We start from the raw sequence: 17,115 nt of genomic DNA, 5'->3' as shown, positions 1-17,115 counted from the left end.
GGGATAAATAACTATATTGCCGTCGACTGGGGTTCCACCCAGCTGCGCGGCTGGTTGATTCGCAACGGCCAGTGCGTTGAGACGAAGCAGCTGCCGCTGGGCGTGACTCGCCTCAACGGACAGCTGCCTGAGGAGGTATTCCAGCAGCACCTGGCTCCCTGGCGCGGCGCAGAGAAGCTTCCGGTGCTGATGGCCGGGATGATCGGTAGTGACGCGGGCTGGCAGTCAGTGCCGTACTTGCCTTGTCCGGCGGCGATTGATGCCCCAGGGCAACAGCTGTTTGCCGTTGCCGAAGGCGTGTGGATTATTCCCGGCCTCAAGATTGAACAGGTCGGGGAGTACAACGTGATGCGCGGGGAAGAGACGCAGCTGCTGGGCGCGTGGCAACTGGCCCCGGCGGAGTGCTACGTGATGCCGGGCACCCACTGTAAATGGGTGCAAGTAGAGCGCGGCGTGGTGCGCCACTTTGCTACCGCGATGACCGGTGAGCTGCATCATCTGCTGATGACGCAATCGCTGCTTGGCAAGGGGCTTACGGCCCAGTTGCCGGACGAAGCTGCTTTTGAACTGGGGCTGGAAAAGGGGCTGGCGCAGCCCTCGTTAATTAGCGAACTGTTTGTCGCCAGGGCGGCGCGGGTATTGGGGGCGCTGGCGGCGACATCGGTCAGCGACTATCTCTCCGGGCTGCTGATTGGCGCTGAGGTCGCAACCCTGGGTCAGCGTTACCGTATATCAACCGTCAGCCTGGTGGGGGACCCGGCGCTGAATGCCCGCTATCGTCGGGCGATGATGGCGTGCGGGATGACGGTCAACAGCTGTAGCGGCGACGAGGCATTGCTGAGCGGCATGGCGAGGATAATGAATGGACAAGCTTAAACTGGTGGCGATTTTGCGCGGCATTCGCCCCGCAGAAGCGGCAGAGCATATTGATACGCTGATTGGCGCAGGGTTTCGCTATATTGAAATCCCGCTCAATTCGCCGGACTGGCAGCAAAGTATCCCGCAGATGGTGGCGCAGTTTGGCGAGCAGGCGGTGATTGGCGCAGGGACGGTACTGAAGGTTGAGCAGGTCGATTTTCTGGCCGACGCCGGGGCAAAGCTTATCGTCACGCCGAATACCCAGCCTGCGGTTATCCGCCAGGCGGTGGCGCGCGGGATGCTGGTCTGCGCCGGGTGCGCGACGGCGACGGAGGCGTTTAGCGCGCTGGATGCCGGGGCGCAGTGGCTGAAGATTTTTCCCTCTTCCGCTTTTGGCCCGGACTATATTCGCGCGCTGAAAGCGGTGCTGCCGCCGGAAGTGCCGGTGCTGGCGGTAGGCGGCGTGACGCCGGAGAATCTGACGACCTGGGTGCAGGCCGGGTGTGCCGGAGCCGGGTTGGGGAGCGATCTTTATCGCGCCGGACAAGCGGTGGAACGCACCCGCCAGCAGGCGGGGAGGTTTATTGCCGCTAGCGCGGTTTAGTCACCCAGCGGCTGGCGGTCGACGCCGCCGCGGTGGCTGTCGAGCGCCAGCTTAATACGCCGCAGCCGGCCTTTGGCCTGGGTTTTGTTGGCCATCGCCAGTTCGGTGGCCAGCACATCAACCATCGCCAGCATCGCATAGCGCGAAGTGCTGGGCTTGAAGATATAGTCGTTTTCGCGCACCAGCAGCGGCAGCACCAGATCCGCCTGCTCCGCCAGCGGCGTTCCGGCTGGGGTAATCGCGATTACCTTCGCACCGTACTGGCTGGCAATCGCCGCGCTTTCAATGATTTCCTGGGTATAACCGCCTAATGACAGCACGATAACCACATCCTTTGGCGTCACCGCCGAGCTCATCATGCGCACCAGCAGGCCGTCGTTCTGGCTGACTACCGGCAGGCCGAGGCGAAACAGACGATACTGAATTTCCTGGGCGCAGATGGTGGAGCCGCCGCCCATGCCGAGGGCCAGAATCTGCCGCGCATCGCTCAGCCAGCTGACCGCGCGCTTCAGTGCTTCGATATCCAGCGCCCGACGATTGGTCTCCAGCACGCCGATGATCGACTCATAGATCCCCTGCACGCCTTCGAGGTCCGGGACATCGAGAATAAAGCGCTGGCCGACCGCCAGAGATTGCGCCAGCTTCATCTTCAGTTCGCGAACATCTTTGCAACCCAGCGCCCGCGCGAAGCGGGTGACCGAGGCCTGGCTGGTGTTGGTCAGCCGCGCCATTTCGGCGATAGGCAGTTCCGCCGCCGCCGCGACATCATCGAGAATAAACTGCGCGATGCGCTTTTCGGTCGCCGTCAGTTCAACAAAGCGATCGGTAATGCAGGAAATGATATCGATTGACCAGGACATACGGGTATCAGCGGGTAAGTTTTGAATGATACTTTGTACCATATTCAGGCGATGAAAGCAGCGCCGGAGGTCACAGCGCCAGCCGCATGGTGCAACGCGTTTCTGGTGCCAGTCCATGTTCCGTTTCCAGCTCCCTTTTTGCCGCCAGCCCTGACGGCAGCGTCAGCTCGTCCAGCATCGAAAAGCCCAGGCGGGTATAAAACGGCGCGTTCCACGGCACTTCGCGAAAAGTGGTGAGCGTGACCGCTGGATATTCCGCTCTTCGGGCATTCTCAATCACCTGCTCCAGCATCATGCGGCCAATGCCTCGTCCTTGCCACGCCTGATGGACGGCAATCTCGACGATAAACAGCGCATCATCCAGTGGTTCGGTGAGCAGAAAGCCTATCGGTTGCTCATCGGCCACGGCCAACAGGCTGTGTTCGGTTTCAAGAAACAGCCGGTGGCGATCGGCGCTTATCACCTCGCTTTGCGCCAGCCAGGCCAGCGCCGGGATTTGGCGAAAAGCCTGGGCGGCAGAGCGTTCAATAGCGGGCAGGAGAGGGATATCGTTCTCCTGAGTCAGGCGTAATGTGGTGGTGGCGGTTATAGTGGTAGTTTTCATCACCTCAGCATAGCAGCCTTCGGGAGAAAAACATGGAGCTTACCGCCGTTCCGGCTACCCAGTTCAGTATCGAGCAACTGGCGACTATCCTTAGCGACTGTTTTGAGGATTACCTGGTTCCCGTCGTGCTGTCGGTAGAAGTTTTTGTCCAGCGCTTCAGCGCCGAAGGGCTGAGCCTGCTGGATTCATGCGTCTGGCTGGATGGCGATGTACCCGCAGCGATGGCCGTTGTCGCCCGACGCGGTGATGAAGCCCGGTTAGCGGCTTTCGGGATGCGGTCCGGGTATCGCGGTAAAGGGCTTGGGCGTCGGTTAATGACGCCGCTGATTGCCTCTTTGCAGGTTCAGGGAGTGCGGCGGATGTGGCTGGAGGTGATCCGCGAAAATCACGCTGCGATGGCGCTGTATCAATCGCTCGGCTTCAAGGTGCGGCACGGGCTGTGTGGCTATTTAAGTTCACAGGTCGGAAGTGATGAGCCGCCCGTGTTGCAAGATTGTGATGTGCTGGCCCTGACGCGCAGGGCCGGTGCCGAGGTCAACGGCCAGCTGCCGTGGCTGATGGACCCGCTCACCTTCAGCACCCTGCCATGCCGGGCGTTCACCCTCAATCAGCGGGCCTTTGCCGTGCTGGCGACGTTAACCAGCAGGCCGCAGCTCCAGTTTTTGTGGGTTGAACCCGCCGCCCGCGGGCGCGGGCTGGGACGGGAAATGCTGATTGCTCTTGCCCGCCAGTTTCCGGGGCTCGGCACGTCGGTGACCATCCCGGAAACCTTTACCCCGCTGTTTAAAGCCGCAGGCTATGCGCCATTGGCCTTAAAGCAGTATGAGATGAGCGTGGAATTTAGCGCCCCATCGTCAGCAGGGCGGTAAGGTTTAGCCGTTACGCGGGTCGCTAATCGGCTGGCGAACCAGGAAAATATAGGCCAGCGCGCCAAGGGCGGTGACGCAGCCGCAGATAATCAGCGCCAGCTGGAATGAGTGGGTGGTATCGACGATAAATCCGGTCACCACAGGGGCAAAGGACGCGCAGATAAAGCTGGCGAAGTTTTGAATGCTGCCGACGGAAGCGGTCATTCGTGAGGCCACCGCGACGTGAATCAATCCCCAGCAGGAGGTTCCGGCAAAGTGAATACAGAACAACGCCATACCGATTAACAGCACCGCGACGATTGATGTTGTCGCCTGGGGTACGACGAGCGTAAACGCGGCGGAGCAGAACATACCGGCAATGATGCAAATTTTGCGGCTCTTAATCGGGGCCATGCCGCCTTTAACCAGCCAGTCGGTAACATAGCCGTTGATTAACATGCCTGCGGCACCGAACAGGAACGGGATGGCGGCCATAAAACCGGTACTTTTCAGATCAAGATTATAGGCCGTTTGCAGATAGCCCGGTAGCCAGGCCAGATACAGCCACGCGGTATAGTTGATGCCGCTGAAGCCCAGCATCATTCCCCACATGGTTTTGTTTTTGAACAGGCTGCGCCATTCGGCGAAACTTAATGGATCGCGGCGAGCGTTCACGCTTCCGGCATTCAGGTATGCCTGCTCGTCGGCGGTGAGATTGATATCTTCCCGGTTGCGATAGAGCATATACCAGCCGATAGCGACAAAAATCCCCAGCACACCGATGGTAATAAACATCCAACGCCAGCCCATCACCAGCATCATCGCGGCGAGGATCGGCGGGCTAATGGCGACGCCAATAGTTGAGGCGGCGTTAAAGAAGCCCATCGGACGCCCGCGCTCTTTAATATTAAACCAGTCGTTGATCACCTTGACGCCGCAAGGGTTCATCGGCGCTTCGCCAATCCCCATGCCGATGCGCACCAGGACGAACTGGGTAAAGCTGTGCACCATCCCCGAAACGGCCTGAAACAGTGACCAGAAAAACATCCCCAGCCCCAGCATGATGCGCGGACCTTTGCGGTCCAGCAGCGGCCCGCAGGGGAGCTGTGCGATACCGTAGGCCAGAGAGAAGACCGACAGCAGAGCCCCTATTTCGGTGGCGCTTAATCCCAGCTCCTCGCGGATGGTCAGGTTAGCGACGGATAATGAGCTTCGGTCAAGGTAGTTAATAACCGCCGCCAGAAATAACAGAATCATTGCCGTGGTCTGAATTTTCTTAATGCGAGCGCTACGCTGCAATGTATTATTTAACGGAACTGAAATTGTCTCCGCTTTCCCTTTTTCAAAGGTGGTTTGCGGGTCGATAGCTATATTTTTGGGTTCCACGCCGGACTCCTGGCTATTCTATTTGAACGACAAGTGACATTGAGCGGTTTTAAACACCACCCACACATTTAACAGTAAAGTAAGTCGACTTGTTATCAGCATAAATAACCTTTTCCATCTCATTGGATTACATTTTTAGATTTGTGCTCCTGATAATCATTTGCTGTTTTTAATCGGTACTTAATAAAGCAGGGATTCATTCTGCTTGAGGGAGTTAATCATTGATTGTTTCGCGGAGTTCAGGTGGTTACGTAGCGCCAGGTTGGCATCCAGATCGCTGCGGCAGATGAGCGCGCTCAGGATAGTCATGTGTTCATCAATGGCGATGATATTGCGCTGCTTAAGGTCGCTCTCATCCCACTGGTAGTGGAAGTGGAAGATAACGGAAATGATTTCAAGTGATTGATTAAAAAATATATTATCAGCAGCGGAAAGCAGTAGCGTGTGAAAATCTCGATCGAGCTGTGAGAACATGCGAAAGCTGTCGCCGATGCTGTCCCGCAGCGCCCGATGGCGCTCAAGCAGGGTTTTCGCCTGTAGCCAGCGGGCATCGTTATCCGGCAGGTTGAGGAAGTGCTGGAGCGCGTGGGTTTCCAGCATTTCGCGCAGCTCGAACAGCTGCTCCGCCCAGGATTGCTCAAACTTCTTCATATTCCACTGACCGCGTTTTTCGCTTTCAATCAGGTTGTAGCGGCTGAACTTCAATAAAAACTCTCTGACCACCACCGGGCTGACGCCCGCGGCCCGCGCCAGCTGTAGCTCGGAAAACATCTCTCCAGCGCGCAGTTGGCGCTGGTTGATCATGGTGAAAAATGCCTGCTCAAAGAGGCGATTTTGTTCGGCCAGCGAGGCGCTGGAACCGTCGAAGCCGTCCTGCACTTCGGGCAGGCGGAGGATCAGGTAATCCTGATTGACCTGGCTCAGCACGCCGCGCTCGCATAAGTGGCTGAGGATATGGCGCACGGTGGTGCGGCTGATGTTGTACATCTCCGCCAGCGCGCTTTGCGAGGGCAGCGGCGAGGGGATAAAGCCGCGCGCCATATCGTTAATGACCTGGTTAATCACGTTATGACGAAGGTTTTGTGAACGGCTCATACATAGACTCCCTGTTTTTTAGATATTAAAACCGGATTTAAAACGGTTTTGTGCGCGAGGTTTCACAATTTTGGCAATGACTTTATCCTGGATTGTTTTTTTCATCGATATCTAAGCCAACAAATACGGAGGTAATAATTATGACGTCGATGAATGCATTAGTGTGTCAGGAACCCAAAAAACTTAACTGGGAAAAACGCCAGATTCCCATTCCTGGCAATGATGAAGTTCTGATTAAAATAAAAGCGGTGGGGATTTGTGGGACGGATATTCATGCGTGGGGCGGTAATCAACCCTTTTTTAGCTACCCGCGAGTACTTGGCCATGAAATATGCGGCGAGATAATTGGACTCGGTAAAAATATTCTTAATCTGAAGAGCGGACAGCAGGTTGCGGTTATTCCTTACGTGGCCTGTCGTCAGTGTCCGGCCTGCCTGAGCGGGCGGACAAACTGCTGTGAGAAGATTTCGGTGATCGGCGTGCATCGCGACGGCGGATTTAGCGAGTATCTCAGCGTGCCGGTGAAGAACCTTCTGGTGGTTGATGACGTTGATCCTGAGGCGGTGGCGCTGATTGAGCCGTTCGCCATTAGCGCCCATGCGGTGCGTCGCGCAGATATTCAGCCGGGAGAGCAGGTGCTGGTGGTTGGTGCGGGACCGATTGGCCTGGGCGCGGCGGCAATCGCCAAAGCCGACGGTGCGCAGGTCGTGGTGGCGGATACCAGCCCGGCGCGGCGCGATCATGTGGCGCAGCATCTTGGCCTGACTACCCTCGACCCTTCTGACCCGCAGTTTACCGAGCAGTTGTGTGAGACGTTTGGCGGCTCTCTGGCGCAGAAGGTGATCGACGCGACGGGGAACCAGCATGCGATGAATAACACCGTGAATTTAATTCGCCACGGCGGCAGCATTGTTTTCGTCGGCCTGTTTAAAGGCGAACTGCAGTTCTCGGACCCGGAGTTTCATAAGAAAGAGACGACCATGATGGGGAGTCGCAATGCGACAGAAGAGGATTTTGCCAAAGTCGGGCGGCTGATGGCTGAGGGGAAAGTGACTGCCAGTATGATGCTGACCCACCGTTACGATTTCAAATCGTTGGCTGAAATCTATGAAAGCGAAGTGATTAACAATCGCCAGCTGATCAAAGGCGTCATTCATTTTTAGCAGGGAAGGCCATGAAAACATTAAACAGAAAAGAGTTTCCGGGGGCTCAGTACCCGACGCGGGTGATTCAGTTCGGCGAGGGCAATTTCCTGCGGGCGTTCATCGACTGGCAACTGGATCTGCTGAATGAGCAAACCGATCTGGCCGCCGGGGTGACCATCGTTCGCCCGATCAACACCGAGTTCCCGCCGTCGCTCAATACCCAGGACGGGCTTTACACCACGGTGATCCGCGGACTGGATGAACGCGGCGAGGCGGTGAGCGAGGCGCGGGTTATTCGCTCCGTTAATAACGAGATCAACCCCTGGCAGGATTTTGCCGACTATCTCGCGCTGGCCCGTAATCCGGAAATTGAGTTCGTGTTTTCGAACACCACCGAAGCGGGTATTAGTTACCATGCCGGAGACCGGCCTGACGATATGCCGCCGGTGAGCTTCCCGGCGAAGCTGACCCAGCTCCTGCTCGAACGGTTCCGCCATTTCGACGGCGCAGCAGATAAGGGCTGGATGATTATTCCCTGCGAGCTGATTGATTATAACGGCGAGGCGCTGAAGGCGCTGGTACTGCGCTATGCCCAAGAGTGGCAGTTGCCTGCGGCTTTTAGCGACTGGATTGAAACGGCCAATACCTTCTGTTCCACGCTGGTTGACCGTATCGTGACCGGCTACCCGCGCGATGAAGCGCAAAAGCTGGAAGCGGAGCTGGGCTATCACGATGCGTTCCTTGATACCGCCGAATACTTCTGGCTGTTTGTGATTCAGGGGCCGCAGGCGCTGGCGAAGAAACTGCGCCTTGATCGCTGCCCGCTCAATATTCGCATCGTCGACGATATTCGCCCCTACAAAGAGCGCAAAGTCGCCATTCTCAACGGTGCGCATACCGCGCTGGTTCCCGTGGCGTGGCTATGTGGCGTGGATACCGTTGGCGAAGCGATGCAGGACGAAGCCATTCGCCATTATGTGCAACAAACCATCGGCGAAGAGATTATTCCGGCGCTCGATTTACCTGCCGACGAGTTACGGCAGTTTGCCGATGCCGTGACCGGGCGCTTTCTTAATCCGTATATCCGCCATCAGCTTTTGTCGATTGCGCTTAACGGTATGACCAAATTCCGTACCCGGATCCTGCCGCAGCTGCTGACGAATATTCGCCAGCATGGTGCGATTCCGCCGCGCCTGACGTTCGCTCTGGCGGCGCTGATTGCCTTCTATCGCGGCCAGCGTGACGGGCAGACGTATCCGCTACAGGATGATGACGTCTGGTTAACCCGCTTTGCTGAAGGCTGGACGCAGGTGGCGAACGGTCGTGCTCTGCATGAACTGGTGGTGGAGGTGTTACAGGATAAAAAGCACTGGGGCGAGGATTTAACGGTGATTCCCGGACTGGCTGAACAAGTCACGCGGTATCTGGAAGTGATGTTGAGCGCAGGAATGCGCGAGGCCCTGGCGCGGCTGTAGTCGGTTTGTTGTGCGGCGTCCGCGGATTTGGACGCCGTTTTTTTTTGTGCTCTGAACCGCAAAAAATGAATTAAGCGCCAATGGTTGGTGGATTTCCCGCATCATAAGAGCCTATCCCATTAGGGCTATTTTGCTTGCCATTTTGAACCTGGGCAGTGCTCAGAATCCTCACGTACTACGTGTACGCTCCGGTTCTTCCGCGCTGGCCGTGTTCAAACTGCCTGCGCCAATAACGCCTACTGGGGGAGGCTCTAAGTGCCTGCGATGGCGATGATGGGGGATGCATGCGTAAAACAGAACTGTTGGCTTTTCTGCAAAATCAGACGGATTTTTTTGATCCGGATAACCTGAGCGAAGTCTTCACGGCCAGCTATCTGGCCCAGCGTTTTGCGATGCAAAGAAATACCGCCAGCCACTATCTGAACCAGCTGGTTACCCAGGATGTGCTGGTGAAGATCAACACTCGCCCGGTCTATTTTCTGCATAAAAAAGCCTTTCGCCAGCAGTTCTTCCCCCTTTCCCGCTGCGAGTACGCCAGCATGGCGGAGCTGCTTGCTGAAAGCGACCGGCAGCCGGAGCAGGCGGATCATTTTTCACTACTGACCGGCCATGATGGCAGCCTGCGTAAGCCCATTGAGCAGATGAAAACCGCGCTGTTTTATCCCAACGGCGGGCTACCGCTGCTGATTACCGGCGACAGCGGCACCGGCAAAAGCTATATGGCGGAGCTGATGCACGAGTTCGCTATCGCTCAGGGATTGCTGGAGCCGGATGCGCCGTTTATCAGCTTTAACTGCGCCCAGTATGCCAGCAACCCGGAGCTGCTGGCCGCCAACCTGTTTGGTTATGTCAAAGGCGCGTTTACCGGCGCGCAGAGCGATAAAGCCGGGGCGTTTGAGGCGGCAAACGGCGGTATGCTGTTTCTTGATGAAGTCCATCGCCTGGATGCGCAGGGGCAGGAAAAGCTTTTCACCTGGCTGGACCGCAAGGAGATCTATCGGGTGGGGGAAACGGCGCAGGGACTGCCGATTTCGCTGCGGCTGGTGTTTGCCACTACCGAAGATATTCACAGCACTTTTCTGACCACTTTTATTCGCCGCATTCCAATCCTCGTCAGCCTGCCGGATTTGCAAAACCGCAGTCGTCACGAGAAAGAGGCGTTAACGTTGCAGTTTTTCTGGCAGGAGGCGCGCACGCTCGCCGCCCGGCTCCAGCTGACGCCGCGGCTTTTACAGGTGCTGGCTCACTATGTTTATCGCGGCAACGTGGGTGAACTGAAGAACGTGATTAAGTACGCGGTGGCGTCGGCATGGGCTAAATGCCCCGGTAGCGAGGTGCTTAACGTCACTTTGCATGACCTGCCGGAAAATATCATGGCCGCAACGCCTGCGCTGAGTGAACCGATGGGCCAGGAGGAGCCGCTGCTCGTCGAACCGCAGACCAGCCTGGTCTGGCTGCTGCGCGCGCGCGACCCGGTGCAGGGGCTGATTTACGATACTCAATGCCGCGTTCTGGCGCTGTACGAGGCGGTGCTGAGTAAAAAAATGCACTGGGAAGAGGCGCAAAAAAGCATGGGCGAGGAGATTGAAACCCTCTTTGACCGGCTAATTTTTGATAATCACGATGCCAACAGCTCGCATATGCTGTTGCTGATCACCCACCAGGTGCGGGAAGAGTTTTATCGCCTTGAAAAGCGTTTCAATATCCAGTTTAACGGCAACTGTATCTACGCCCTGAGCCACTACCTGATACATCGTTCCCGCCAGGCACACTCCCGGATGAGCAGCGAGAAAAGCCGCCAACTGGAGGACTTTCTGGCGCAGAAATTCCCGCTGCTGTATCGCTTTTGCGAAGAGATCCTCGCCGCGCTGGCGCTGAAGTTGGATATCGAGCCCCGGCGCATTGACCTGTTGTTATTGGTGTTGTGGCTGCAAAAAACCGGCGCAATCAGCCAGCAGCAGGTGACTCGCGCGATAATTGTGGCCCACGGCTACGCCACCGCCAGCAGTATCGCTAACGTGGCGAACCGGCTGTTGAAAAGCCAGCTGTTTGAGTCATTTGATATGCCGCTCGACGTCACGCCGGAGGCTATCGCCGACCAGGTGATAAGCTACATTGAGAGCCACGCGCTGGCCTCCGGGCTGATCATTCTGGTCGATATGGGTTCTCTGAAGGCGATTCATAGCCACTTTAACCGCCGCCTGACCACCCCGATGGCGATTATTAATAACGTCTCGACCGGGATGGCGATGTACGTTGGCGAGCGCATTTTACAGGGCGATATGCTGGAGGATATCGTCCGTGAGATTGGCGATGACCTCGCGGTTGAGCATCAGCTCTACTACCCGCAAACCGACAAACCGCGGGCGATTCTCACGACCTGCGCCACCGGTCTGGGCGCGGCGGCTAACTTGTCGGCGCTGTTAAAAGCCAGTATTCCTGAATTGCTCGGCATTGATATTGTCGCCTGCGATGTGGAAACTCTCGCCGATCCCGCACGGCGGGAGTCGATGCTGAGCCGCTACGAGGTGCTGGCGATCGTCGGCACCCTGGATCCGCATCTGGCAGAACTGCCGTGGATCTCGCTCGACTCACTGATTTCCGGCGAAGGGAGCCGGCCGCTGATGCGTATCTTCGGCGAACTGGCGACTGCGGAGCAGGTCAGCGAAATCAATAACCTGATCCTGAAGAATTTCTCGCTGCGCAGGGTGATCGAGTCGGTGACGATCCTCGATACCGGGAAGGTGATCAATCAGGTTGAGCAGTTTTTACTGCGCTATGAGCACCTGGCCGGCTGCGATGTGCCCAACGATCGTAAGGTGGCGCTGTATGTGCATATAAGCTGTCTGATTGAGCGGTTAATTCGCAACGCTTCACCGACCCATTACTCGGGAAGGCAGTGTCCGCAGAGTGAGCTGGTTATTCTACGCGAGGCCTTTAGTGTCATTGAGAGTGGGTATAGTGTCAAAATCCCCCCGGTTGAGCTGTATTACATTCACGATATCCTGACGCGGGAAACGGAATTTATTCAGGAAGATCAAGAGTTTTAATTCCTTTCGTCTTTTCGTTCTTACGTTAACCGGCGCGCCACTGTTTCTGGCACGCCGGTTGCAATTAAGAAAGCAGTGGAATGCGCTTTCGAGGTAAGGATGAAACGACACTATATTTTTGCCAGCCATGGCACCTTTGCTAACGGTCTGTTGAACTCCGTGGAGCTGATCCTCGGTAAACAGCCGAATATTTATACCCTGTGCGCCTATGTGGAGGAGGAAGTCGATCTGACGCAGCAGGTGGAGACGCTGCTGGCGCGTTTTCCCGCCGAGGATGAACTGATAGTGATTACGGATATCTTCGCCGGTAGCGTCAATAATGAGTTTGTGCGCTTTTTATCGCGCCCACACTTTCATTTATTGTCCGGTTTAAATCTACCATTAATTATTGACCTGCTTATTTCGGCAGGGGAAGAAAATACCGAAAAGCTAATTTCTGAAGCATTAATAAGCGCCAAAGAGAGCATTCAGTACTGCAATCAGACGATTGCCAGTGCGATGACCACTGATAAAGACTTCTGAAATGAGGGAACACTATGATTACGCTTTTAAGGGTAGACCATCGATTACTTCACGGACAGGTAGCCTTTTCCTGGACGCAATATGTCGGTGCCGATTGTATTTTGATCGCTAACGATAATGTCCCTAACGATGAACTGCGTAAAACGACGATTAAACTCGCTAAGCCGCCGTCGGTAAAACTGGTGATTAAAAATATTGATGACTCCATTGAGGCAATTAAAAGCGGCGTTACCGATAAATATAATTTATTTATTGTTGTTGAATCGGTGGACGATGCCTGGCGTATTGCCAATGCGGTGGGAAATATCAAGAGCATTAATCTTGGCGGGATTAAAGCGAAAGAGGGCAGCCAGAATATCTCTAAGGCAATTAATTTACTGCCAAAAGAAATAGAACAGCTGCAACAACTGGTTGGGAATGGCGTTGAGGTTGAAATTCGCCAGGTCCCTAACGATCGCAAACAGCTTTTTGCGGAATGTGTTTAATTCCGGAGGACAGATTATGGTAGAGGCTCTGTTACTCGGTCTGGTGGCGTTTATTGCGCAATCAGAATACGCATTGGGGACGTCGCTGATTTCACGGCCTATCGTCACCGGGCTGCTGACCGGGCTGGTGCTCGGGGATGTGCAGACCGGCGTGATCATGGGTGCGACGCTGGAGCTGGCCTTTATTGGCTCCTTCTCCGTCGGCGCGTCGATCCCGCCTGATGTGGTCACCGGCGGCATTCTTGGGGTGGCGTTCGCCATTACCTCCGGCGCGGGAACGGAAACGGCGCTGCTGCTCGGCCTGCCGATTGCCACCCTGACGTTGATCCTGAAAAACGTCTATCTGGGGATGTTTATTCCGATGCTTAGCCAGAAGGCTGACGGCTATGCGGAACAAGCGGATACGCGCGGCATTGAACGAATGCATCTGATTGCCGGTTTTGGGTTGTCGTTGATGCTGGCGACGGTGGTGACCGTGTCGTTCCTGGTCGGCAGCAATGCGGTGAAATCCCTGCTCGATACGATCCCGGAATTTATCAAACACGGACTGAGCGTGGCGACCGGAATTATTCCTGCGCTGGGCTTCGCGATGCTCGCCAGATTACTGATTAATAAGAAGGTCGCGCCGTACTTTTTCCTCGGCTTCGTGCTGATGGCCTACCTGAAAATCCCGGTGACCGGCATCGCCATTCTCGGCGCCATCGTGGCGGTAGTGATGGTTAACGTCACCGCGTTTAGCTCACCTCGTACGACGACAGAACAAGGAGTCAGCGATGACGACGAAGATGATTTCTGAAGAGACCCTACCGCCGCAGGAGCAGGAAGAAACCCGTATTACGCCGCGTGATTTACGCCGGGTGTTCTGGCGCTCCTTCCAGATGGAGTTCTCCTGGAACTATGAGCGGCAGATGAATCTCGCCTTTGTTTACGCGCTGATTCCGGTGCTGAAAAAGCTCTATCCGCGCAAAGAGGAGCTGGCCGGGGCGTTGAAACGGCATCTGGTTTTCTTTAATACCACGCCGCATATCGTCACCCTGTTGCTGGGGATCACCACGGCGATGGAGGAGAAAAATAGCCAGCAGAAAAACATGGATGCCAACGCGATTGATAACGTCAAAGCGTCGCTGATGGGGCCGCTGGCCGGGCTGGGGGACTCCTTCTTCTGGGGCACTCTGCGCCTGATCGCCACCGGTATTGGCACCAGCCTGGCTCTGAAGGGCAACATTCTTGGGCCGATTCTATTTCTGCTGGTGTTTAACGTGCCGCATATTCTGGTGCGCTGGCTGTTTACGCGCTGGGGTTATGTACTGGGAACCGGGGTGCTACAGCGGATCCAGAAGAGCGGAATGATGGAGAGCCTGACCTACGGGGCGTCGATTATCGGTCTGATGGTGGTGGGGGCGATGACCGCTTCAATGATTGATATCACCATCCCCATCTCCTTCGGCGCCGGGGAGGCGAAGACGCAGGTGCAGGACATTATCAACGACATTATGCCCTGCATGCTGCCGTTGGTGAGTTTCGGCATTGTCTACTGGCTGCTGGGGCGCAAGGTTAAGCCGCTCTCTATCATCGGCGGTATGGCGCTGGTGGGTATTGCGGGCTCGTGGATTGGATTGTTTTAACGGGAGTGAGCTATGAAACCAACGATGATGACTTACATCAGTGAAGAATCCGCCTGCCTGACGCAGATCCTTCGCGACTACCGGCAAAAGCTGGCGGCGATTGACACCTTTGCTCGCCAGCACCCGGTGCGCCGTATTTTGCTGCTGGCGACCGGATCGTCGCTAAACGCCGCCCTTTGCGCGCGCTATTTCTTTGAACAACGCTTCGGCGTACTGGTGGAGATTAAAGAGCCGTACAACTTCACCCACTATGAGGCCATCGACCCCCATACCAACCTGGTGGTGGCGATTTCGCAGAGCGGGAAAAGCGCATCGACGCTGGAGGCGATGCGTAAAGTGCAGGCGGCGAATCTACCGGTTTTTGCGCTGACCTCAGACCCGCAAAGCCCGATAGCTCAGGCCTGCGACGGGGTGCTGGATATCAATACCGGTATTGAGAGCGTGGGGTTTGTCACCCGAGGATTTAGCGCAACGGTACTGAATCTGCTGCTGATGGCGCTGATAATTGCCCGCAGCCAGGGGGAAGTCAGCGAGGCTGAGGAGCAGCGCTATCTTGCTGAGTTACAGCGTCTGGCGCTGGCCATCCCGGATGCGATTGCCCGCACTTCACGTTTTATCGATAAGCATGGTGAAGTGCTGCGCGGCGGCGAGCGCTTCGTCGCCACCGGTTATGGCGCGCTGGTTGGGGTGGCGAAGGAGTTCGAAACCAAATTTACTGAGACGGTGCGCGTGCCTTCCAGTGGTTTTGAACTGGAAGCCTATATGCATGGCCCCTATCTGGAAGCCAATGCCCGCCATGTGATGCTGTTTATTGAAGATGCGCCGGATGAACGGACCCGCGCGCTGCGCGATTATATGGCGCCGTCCATTGCCCAGGCCTTTACGTTGACGCTGAGCGGTGAGGAAGATGAGCAAACGCTGGCGCTAAACTGTCCGTGTGAACATCACCTGGCGCCGTTGCTGCTGATTGTGCCGATCCAAATGCTCGCCTGGCATACCGCCGGACTCAAGGGCATCGATCTTGCAATACGTATTTTTGACGATTTTGACCGCGTATTAAAAAGTAAAATCTGATTATTCAGGAGAAAACTATGTTGGGTTTTAATCAGGACGAGTACCTGACCAGTGCTCGCGAGATAATCTCTGCGCGCCAACAGGCAGAAAACGTCGCCGACGATATTTATCAGAGTGGCTGTAGTGCATTATTTTTTGTTTCAGTAGGCGGTTCTTTAGCCCCGATGATGGCCATTAATGAGTTTGCTAAAGAATTAACTGGGCTGCCGGTTTATCTTGAACAAGCGGCGGAATTAATTCATCACGGACATAAAAAACTAAATAAAGATGCGGTTGTTGTGACGTTATCAAAATCGGGCGATACCAAAGAGTCGGTAGCGATTGCTGAATGGTGCAAGGCGCAGGGAATTCGCGTCGTGGCGATTACACGTAATGCTGATTCACCATTAGCTGAGGCCGCCAGCTGGCATATTCCGATGTGCCACAAGAACGGCGTGGAATATGAATATATGCTGCTGTACTGGTTATTCTTCCGCGTGATTTATCGTCATGGCGAGTTTGCTGATTATGACCGTTTTGCCAGCCAACTGGAATTGCTGCCGGAAAATCTGCTGCAGGCCAAGCGCCAGTTCGATCCGCAGGCGGATAAAATCGCTGCGCAATATCATACCAGCGATTACATGATGTGGATTGGCGGGGCGGAGATGTGGGGGGAAGTCTACCTGTTCTCGATGTGTATTCTCGAAGAGATGCAGTGGAAGCGAACCAAGTCGGTGAGTTCGGCCGAGTTTTTCCACGGCACCCTGGAGCTGCTGGAGAAAGAGGTTCCGCTGTTCCTGGTGAAGGGCGAGGGCAAATGCCGGGCGCTGGACGACCGCGTTGAGCGCTTTGCACAGAAGATAACCGACCACCTGGTGGTTATCGACCCGCGCGACTATCCGCTGAACGGCATTGATGACGCTTTCCGCTGGATTATGGCGCCGTGCGTGGTGTCCACCCTGCTGGTGGACAGGCTGGCGGCCCACTTTGAACACCACACTGGTCACGACCTGAATATCCGCCGTTATTACCGACAGTTTGATTACTAAGTCTTGTCTATGGCGGTCAGCTTGCTGGCCGCCGCGCTATTACTTGAGCTAATGCAAAAGCATATTCGCCAGCGCGATCTCACTGGGATCACAGAGTCGTTGGCGGCTGTTGTGATGCTGGGATACACTAACCGTCGGCAGCTGAGAATGCTGTTTCACTATATGCTGCAGTACGGTAATACCACCGATCCGAGCGTGTTTATCCGCCGACTGGCCCGCCGTCTGCCACAGTATGAGGAGAGGTTGATGTCTATTGCTCAAAAACTTAAGCAAGAAGGGATACAGGAAGGTCGACAAGAGGGAATGCAGGAAGGTCTGCAGGAAGGGAGCCGACGGGAAGCGCTGCGCATTGCTGGCAGTATGCTGCAAGACGGCTTAGATAAAGAGACGGTGCAGCGGATCACCGGGCTTTCGGCGGATGAGCTAAAGCCGCTGCATTGTTGATGTCCTGACCCT

The 17,115-nt window shown here is 55.7% G+C and carries 16 protein-coding genes and 1 pseudogene; 13 read left to right on the top strand and 4 right to left on the bottom strand.

Annotated features, from left to right (window positions below; genetic code table 11):
* Positions 1–3: 3 nt before the first annotated feature.
* Together ACMYSL_RS25030 and ACMYSL_RS25025 are read left to right on the top strand one after the other, a co-directional pair.
* Positions 4–876: a 2-dehydro-3-deoxygalactonokinase gene (locus tag ACMYSL_RS25030; protein ID WP_434664261.1), complete on the top strand. Its 873-nt coding sequence runs from the start codon at positions 4–6 to the stop codon at positions 874–876.
* Positions 863–1,462 (top strand): 2-dehydro-3-deoxy-6-phosphogalactonate aldolase, encoded by a 600-nt coding sequence (locus ACMYSL_RS25025; RefSeq protein WP_434660248.1) that lies wholly within the window; start codon positions 863–865, stop codon positions 1,460–1,462. Before ACMYSL_RS25030 ends, ACMYSL_RS25025 begins: the two co-directional genes overlap by 14 nt.
* Here the strand turns inward: ACMYSL_RS25025 and ACMYSL_RS25020 are convergent.
* Positions 1,459–2,322: a MurR/RpiR family transcriptional regulator gene (locus ACMYSL_RS25020; protein WP_110272796.1), complete on the bottom strand. Its 864-nt coding sequence runs from the start codon at positions 2,320–2,322 to the stop codon at positions 1,459–1,461. The two genes, ACMYSL_RS25025 and ACMYSL_RS25020, sit on opposite strands and share 4 nt — an antisense overlap.
* 70 nt (positions 2,323–2,392) lie before the next feature.
* Positions 2,393–2,926, bottom strand: coding sequence for a GNAT family N-acetyltransferase (locus ACMYSL_RS25015; RefSeq protein WP_434660246.1), 534 nt, complete (start codon positions 2,924–2,926; stop codon positions 2,393–2,395).
* Between the two features lie 32 nt (positions 2,927–2,958).
* On the opposite strand from ACMYSL_RS25015, the gene ACMYSL_RS25010 reads away from it, so the two are divergent.
* Positions 2,959–3,795 (top strand): GNAT family N-acetyltransferase, encoded by an 837-nt coding sequence (locus tag ACMYSL_RS25010; protein WP_434660245.1) that lies wholly within the window; start codon positions 2,959–2,961, stop codon positions 3,793–3,795.
* A gap of 3 nt (positions 3,796–3,798) precedes the next feature.
* On the opposite strand, the gene ACMYSL_RS25005 is transcribed toward ACMYSL_RS25010, so the two are convergent.
* Both ACMYSL_RS25005 and ACMYSL_RS25000 read right to left on the bottom strand, forming a co-directional pair.
* Positions 3,799–5,160, bottom strand: coding sequence for an MFS transporter (locus ACMYSL_RS25005; RefSeq protein ID WP_304255723.1), 1,362 nt, complete (start codon positions 5,158–5,160; stop codon positions 3,799–3,801).
* Positions 5,161–5,340: 180 nt separating this feature from the next.
* Entirely contained in the window at positions 5,341–6,255 is a 915-nt protein-coding gene (locus tag ACMYSL_RS25000) for a GntR family transcriptional regulator (RefSeq protein ID WP_112215104.1), read from the bottom strand.
* A 140-nt stretch (positions 6,256–6,395) separates the two neighbouring features.
* On the opposite strand from ACMYSL_RS25000, the gene ACMYSL_RS24995 reads away from it, so the two are divergent.
* The 10 genes and pseudogenes from ACMYSL_RS24995 to ACMYSL_RS24950 all read left to right on the top strand — a co-directional run.
* Positions 6,396–7,418, top strand: a complete 1,023-nt coding sequence (locus ACMYSL_RS24995; RefSeq protein ID WP_304255725.1) for a zinc-binding alcohol dehydrogenase family protein — start codon at positions 6,396–6,398, stop codon at positions 7,416–7,418.
* 11 nt (positions 7,419–7,429) lie between these two features.
* On the top strand, positions 7,430–8,875 hold the full coding sequence (locus tag ACMYSL_RS24990; RefSeq protein WP_434660243.1) for a tagaturonate reductase: 1,446 nt from the start codon (positions 7,430–7,432) through the stop codon (positions 8,873–8,875).
* Between the two features lie 284 nt (positions 8,876–9,159).
* Positions 9,160–11,925, top strand: coding sequence for a sigma 54-interacting transcriptional regulator (locus tag ACMYSL_RS24985; RefSeq protein WP_434660241.1), 2,766 nt, complete (start codon positions 9,160–9,162; stop codon positions 11,923–11,925).
* A gap of 99 nt (positions 11,926–12,024) precedes the next feature.
* Positions 12,025–12,447 carry a PTS sugar transporter subunit IIA gene (locus tag ACMYSL_RS24980; protein WP_304255729.1) on the top strand — a complete coding sequence of 141 codons (423 nt, stop codon included), beginning with the start codon at positions 12,025–12,027 and terminating at the stop codon, positions 12,445–12,447.
* A 14-nt stretch (positions 12,448–12,461) separates the two neighbouring features.
* Entirely contained in the window at positions 12,462–12,932 is a 471-nt protein-coding gene (locus ACMYSL_RS24975) for a PTS sugar transporter subunit IIB (protein ID WP_182236101.1), read from the top strand.
* A gap of 16 nt (positions 12,933–12,948) precedes the next feature.
* On the top strand, positions 12,949–13,728 hold the full coding sequence (locus ACMYSL_RS24970) for a PTS mannose/fructose/sorbose/N-acetylgalactosamine transporter subunit IIC (RefSeq protein WP_181483727.1): 780 nt from the start codon (positions 12,949–12,951) through the stop codon (positions 13,726–13,728).
* Positions 13,706–14,557, top strand: coding sequence for a PTS system mannose/fructose/sorbose family transporter subunit IID (locus ACMYSL_RS24965; RefSeq protein WP_182236105.1), 852 nt, complete (start codon positions 13,706–13,708; stop codon positions 14,555–14,557). Before ACMYSL_RS24970 ends, ACMYSL_RS24965 begins: the two co-directional genes overlap by 23 nt.
* A gap of 12 nt (positions 14,558–14,569) precedes the next feature.
* Positions 14,570–15,631 (top strand): SIS domain-containing protein, encoded by a 1,062-nt coding sequence (locus ACMYSL_RS24960; protein WP_434660240.1) that lies wholly within the window; start codon positions 14,570–14,572, stop codon positions 15,629–15,631.
* A 17-nt stretch (positions 15,632–15,648) separates the two neighbouring features.
* Positions 15,649–16,659 (top strand): SIS domain-containing protein, encoded by a 1,011-nt coding sequence (locus ACMYSL_RS24955; protein WP_434660239.1) that lies wholly within the window; start codon positions 15,649–15,651, stop codon positions 16,657–16,659.
* 39 nt (positions 16,660–16,698) lie between these two features.
* A pseudogene (locus ACMYSL_RS24950) lies at positions 16,699–17,103 on the top strand (Rpn family recombination-promoting nuclease/putative transposase); the annotation flags it as partial.
* Positions 17,104–17,115 lie beyond the last annotated feature (12 nt).

This window comes from Klebsiella sp. MISC125, assembly GCF_051131775.1.
Taxonomy (GTDB): Bacteria; Pseudomonadota; Gammaproteobacteria; order Enterobacterales; family Enterobacteriaceae; genus Klebsiella.
This window is presented reverse-complemented; position numbering and strand designations above follow the sequence as displayed.

What these genes read in the sequence shown, in the direction of transcription:
- ACMYSL_RS24990 (WP_434660243.1), top strand. Translation starts at nt 7,430, where the DNA reads ATGAAAACATTAAACAGAAAAGAGTTTCCGGGGGCTCAGTACCCGACG.
- ACMYSL_RS25020 (WP_110272796.1), bottom strand. Translation starts at nt 2,322, where the DNA reads ATGTCCTGGTCAATCGATATCATTTCCTGCATTACCGATCGCTTTGTT.
- ACMYSL_RS25010 (WP_434660245.1), top strand. Translation starts at nt 2,959, where the DNA reads ATGGAGCTTACCGCCGTTCCGGCTACCCAGTTCAGTATCGAGCAACTG.
- ACMYSL_RS25015 (WP_434660246.1), bottom strand. Translation starts at nt 2,926, where the DNA reads ATGAAAACTACCACTATAACCGCCACCACCACATTACGCCTGACTCAG.
- ACMYSL_RS25000 (WP_112215104.1), bottom strand. Translation starts at nt 6,255, where the DNA reads ATGAGCCGTTCACAAAACCTTCGTCATAACGTGATTAACCAGGTCATT.
- ACMYSL_RS24980 (WP_304255729.1), top strand. Translation starts at nt 12,025, where the DNA reads ATGAAACGACACTATATTTTTGCCAGCCATGGCACCTTTGCTAACGGT.
- ACMYSL_RS25025 (WP_434660248.1), top strand. Translation starts at nt 863, where the DNA reads ATGGACAAGCTTAAACTGGTGGCGATTTTGCGCGGCATTCGCCCCGCA.
- ACMYSL_RS24960 (WP_434660240.1), top strand. Translation starts at nt 14,570, where the DNA reads ATGAAACCAACGATGATGACTTACATCAGTGAAGAATCCGCCTGCCTG.
- ACMYSL_RS24985 (WP_434660241.1), top strand. Translation starts at nt 9,160, where the DNA reads ATGCGTAAAACAGAACTGTTGGCTTTTCTGCAAAATCAGACGGATTTT.
- ACMYSL_RS24965 (WP_182236105.1), top strand. Translation starts at nt 13,706, where the DNA reads ATGACGACGAAGATGATTTCTGAAGAGACCCTACCGCCGCAGGAGCAG.
- ACMYSL_RS24955 (WP_434660239.1), top strand. Translation starts at nt 15,649, where the DNA reads ATGTTGGGTTTTAATCAGGACGAGTACCTGACCAGTGCTCGCGAGATA.
- ACMYSL_RS24995 (WP_304255725.1), top strand. Translation starts at nt 6,396, where the DNA reads ATGACGTCGATGAATGCATTAGTGTGTCAGGAACCCAAAAAACTTAAC.
- ACMYSL_RS24975 (WP_182236101.1), top strand. Translation starts at nt 12,462, where the DNA reads ATGATTACGCTTTTAAGGGTAGACCATCGATTACTTCACGGACAGGTA.
- ACMYSL_RS24970 (WP_181483727.1), top strand. Translation starts at nt 12,949, where the DNA reads ATGGTAGAGGCTCTGTTACTCGGTCTGGTGGCGTTTATTGCGCAATCA.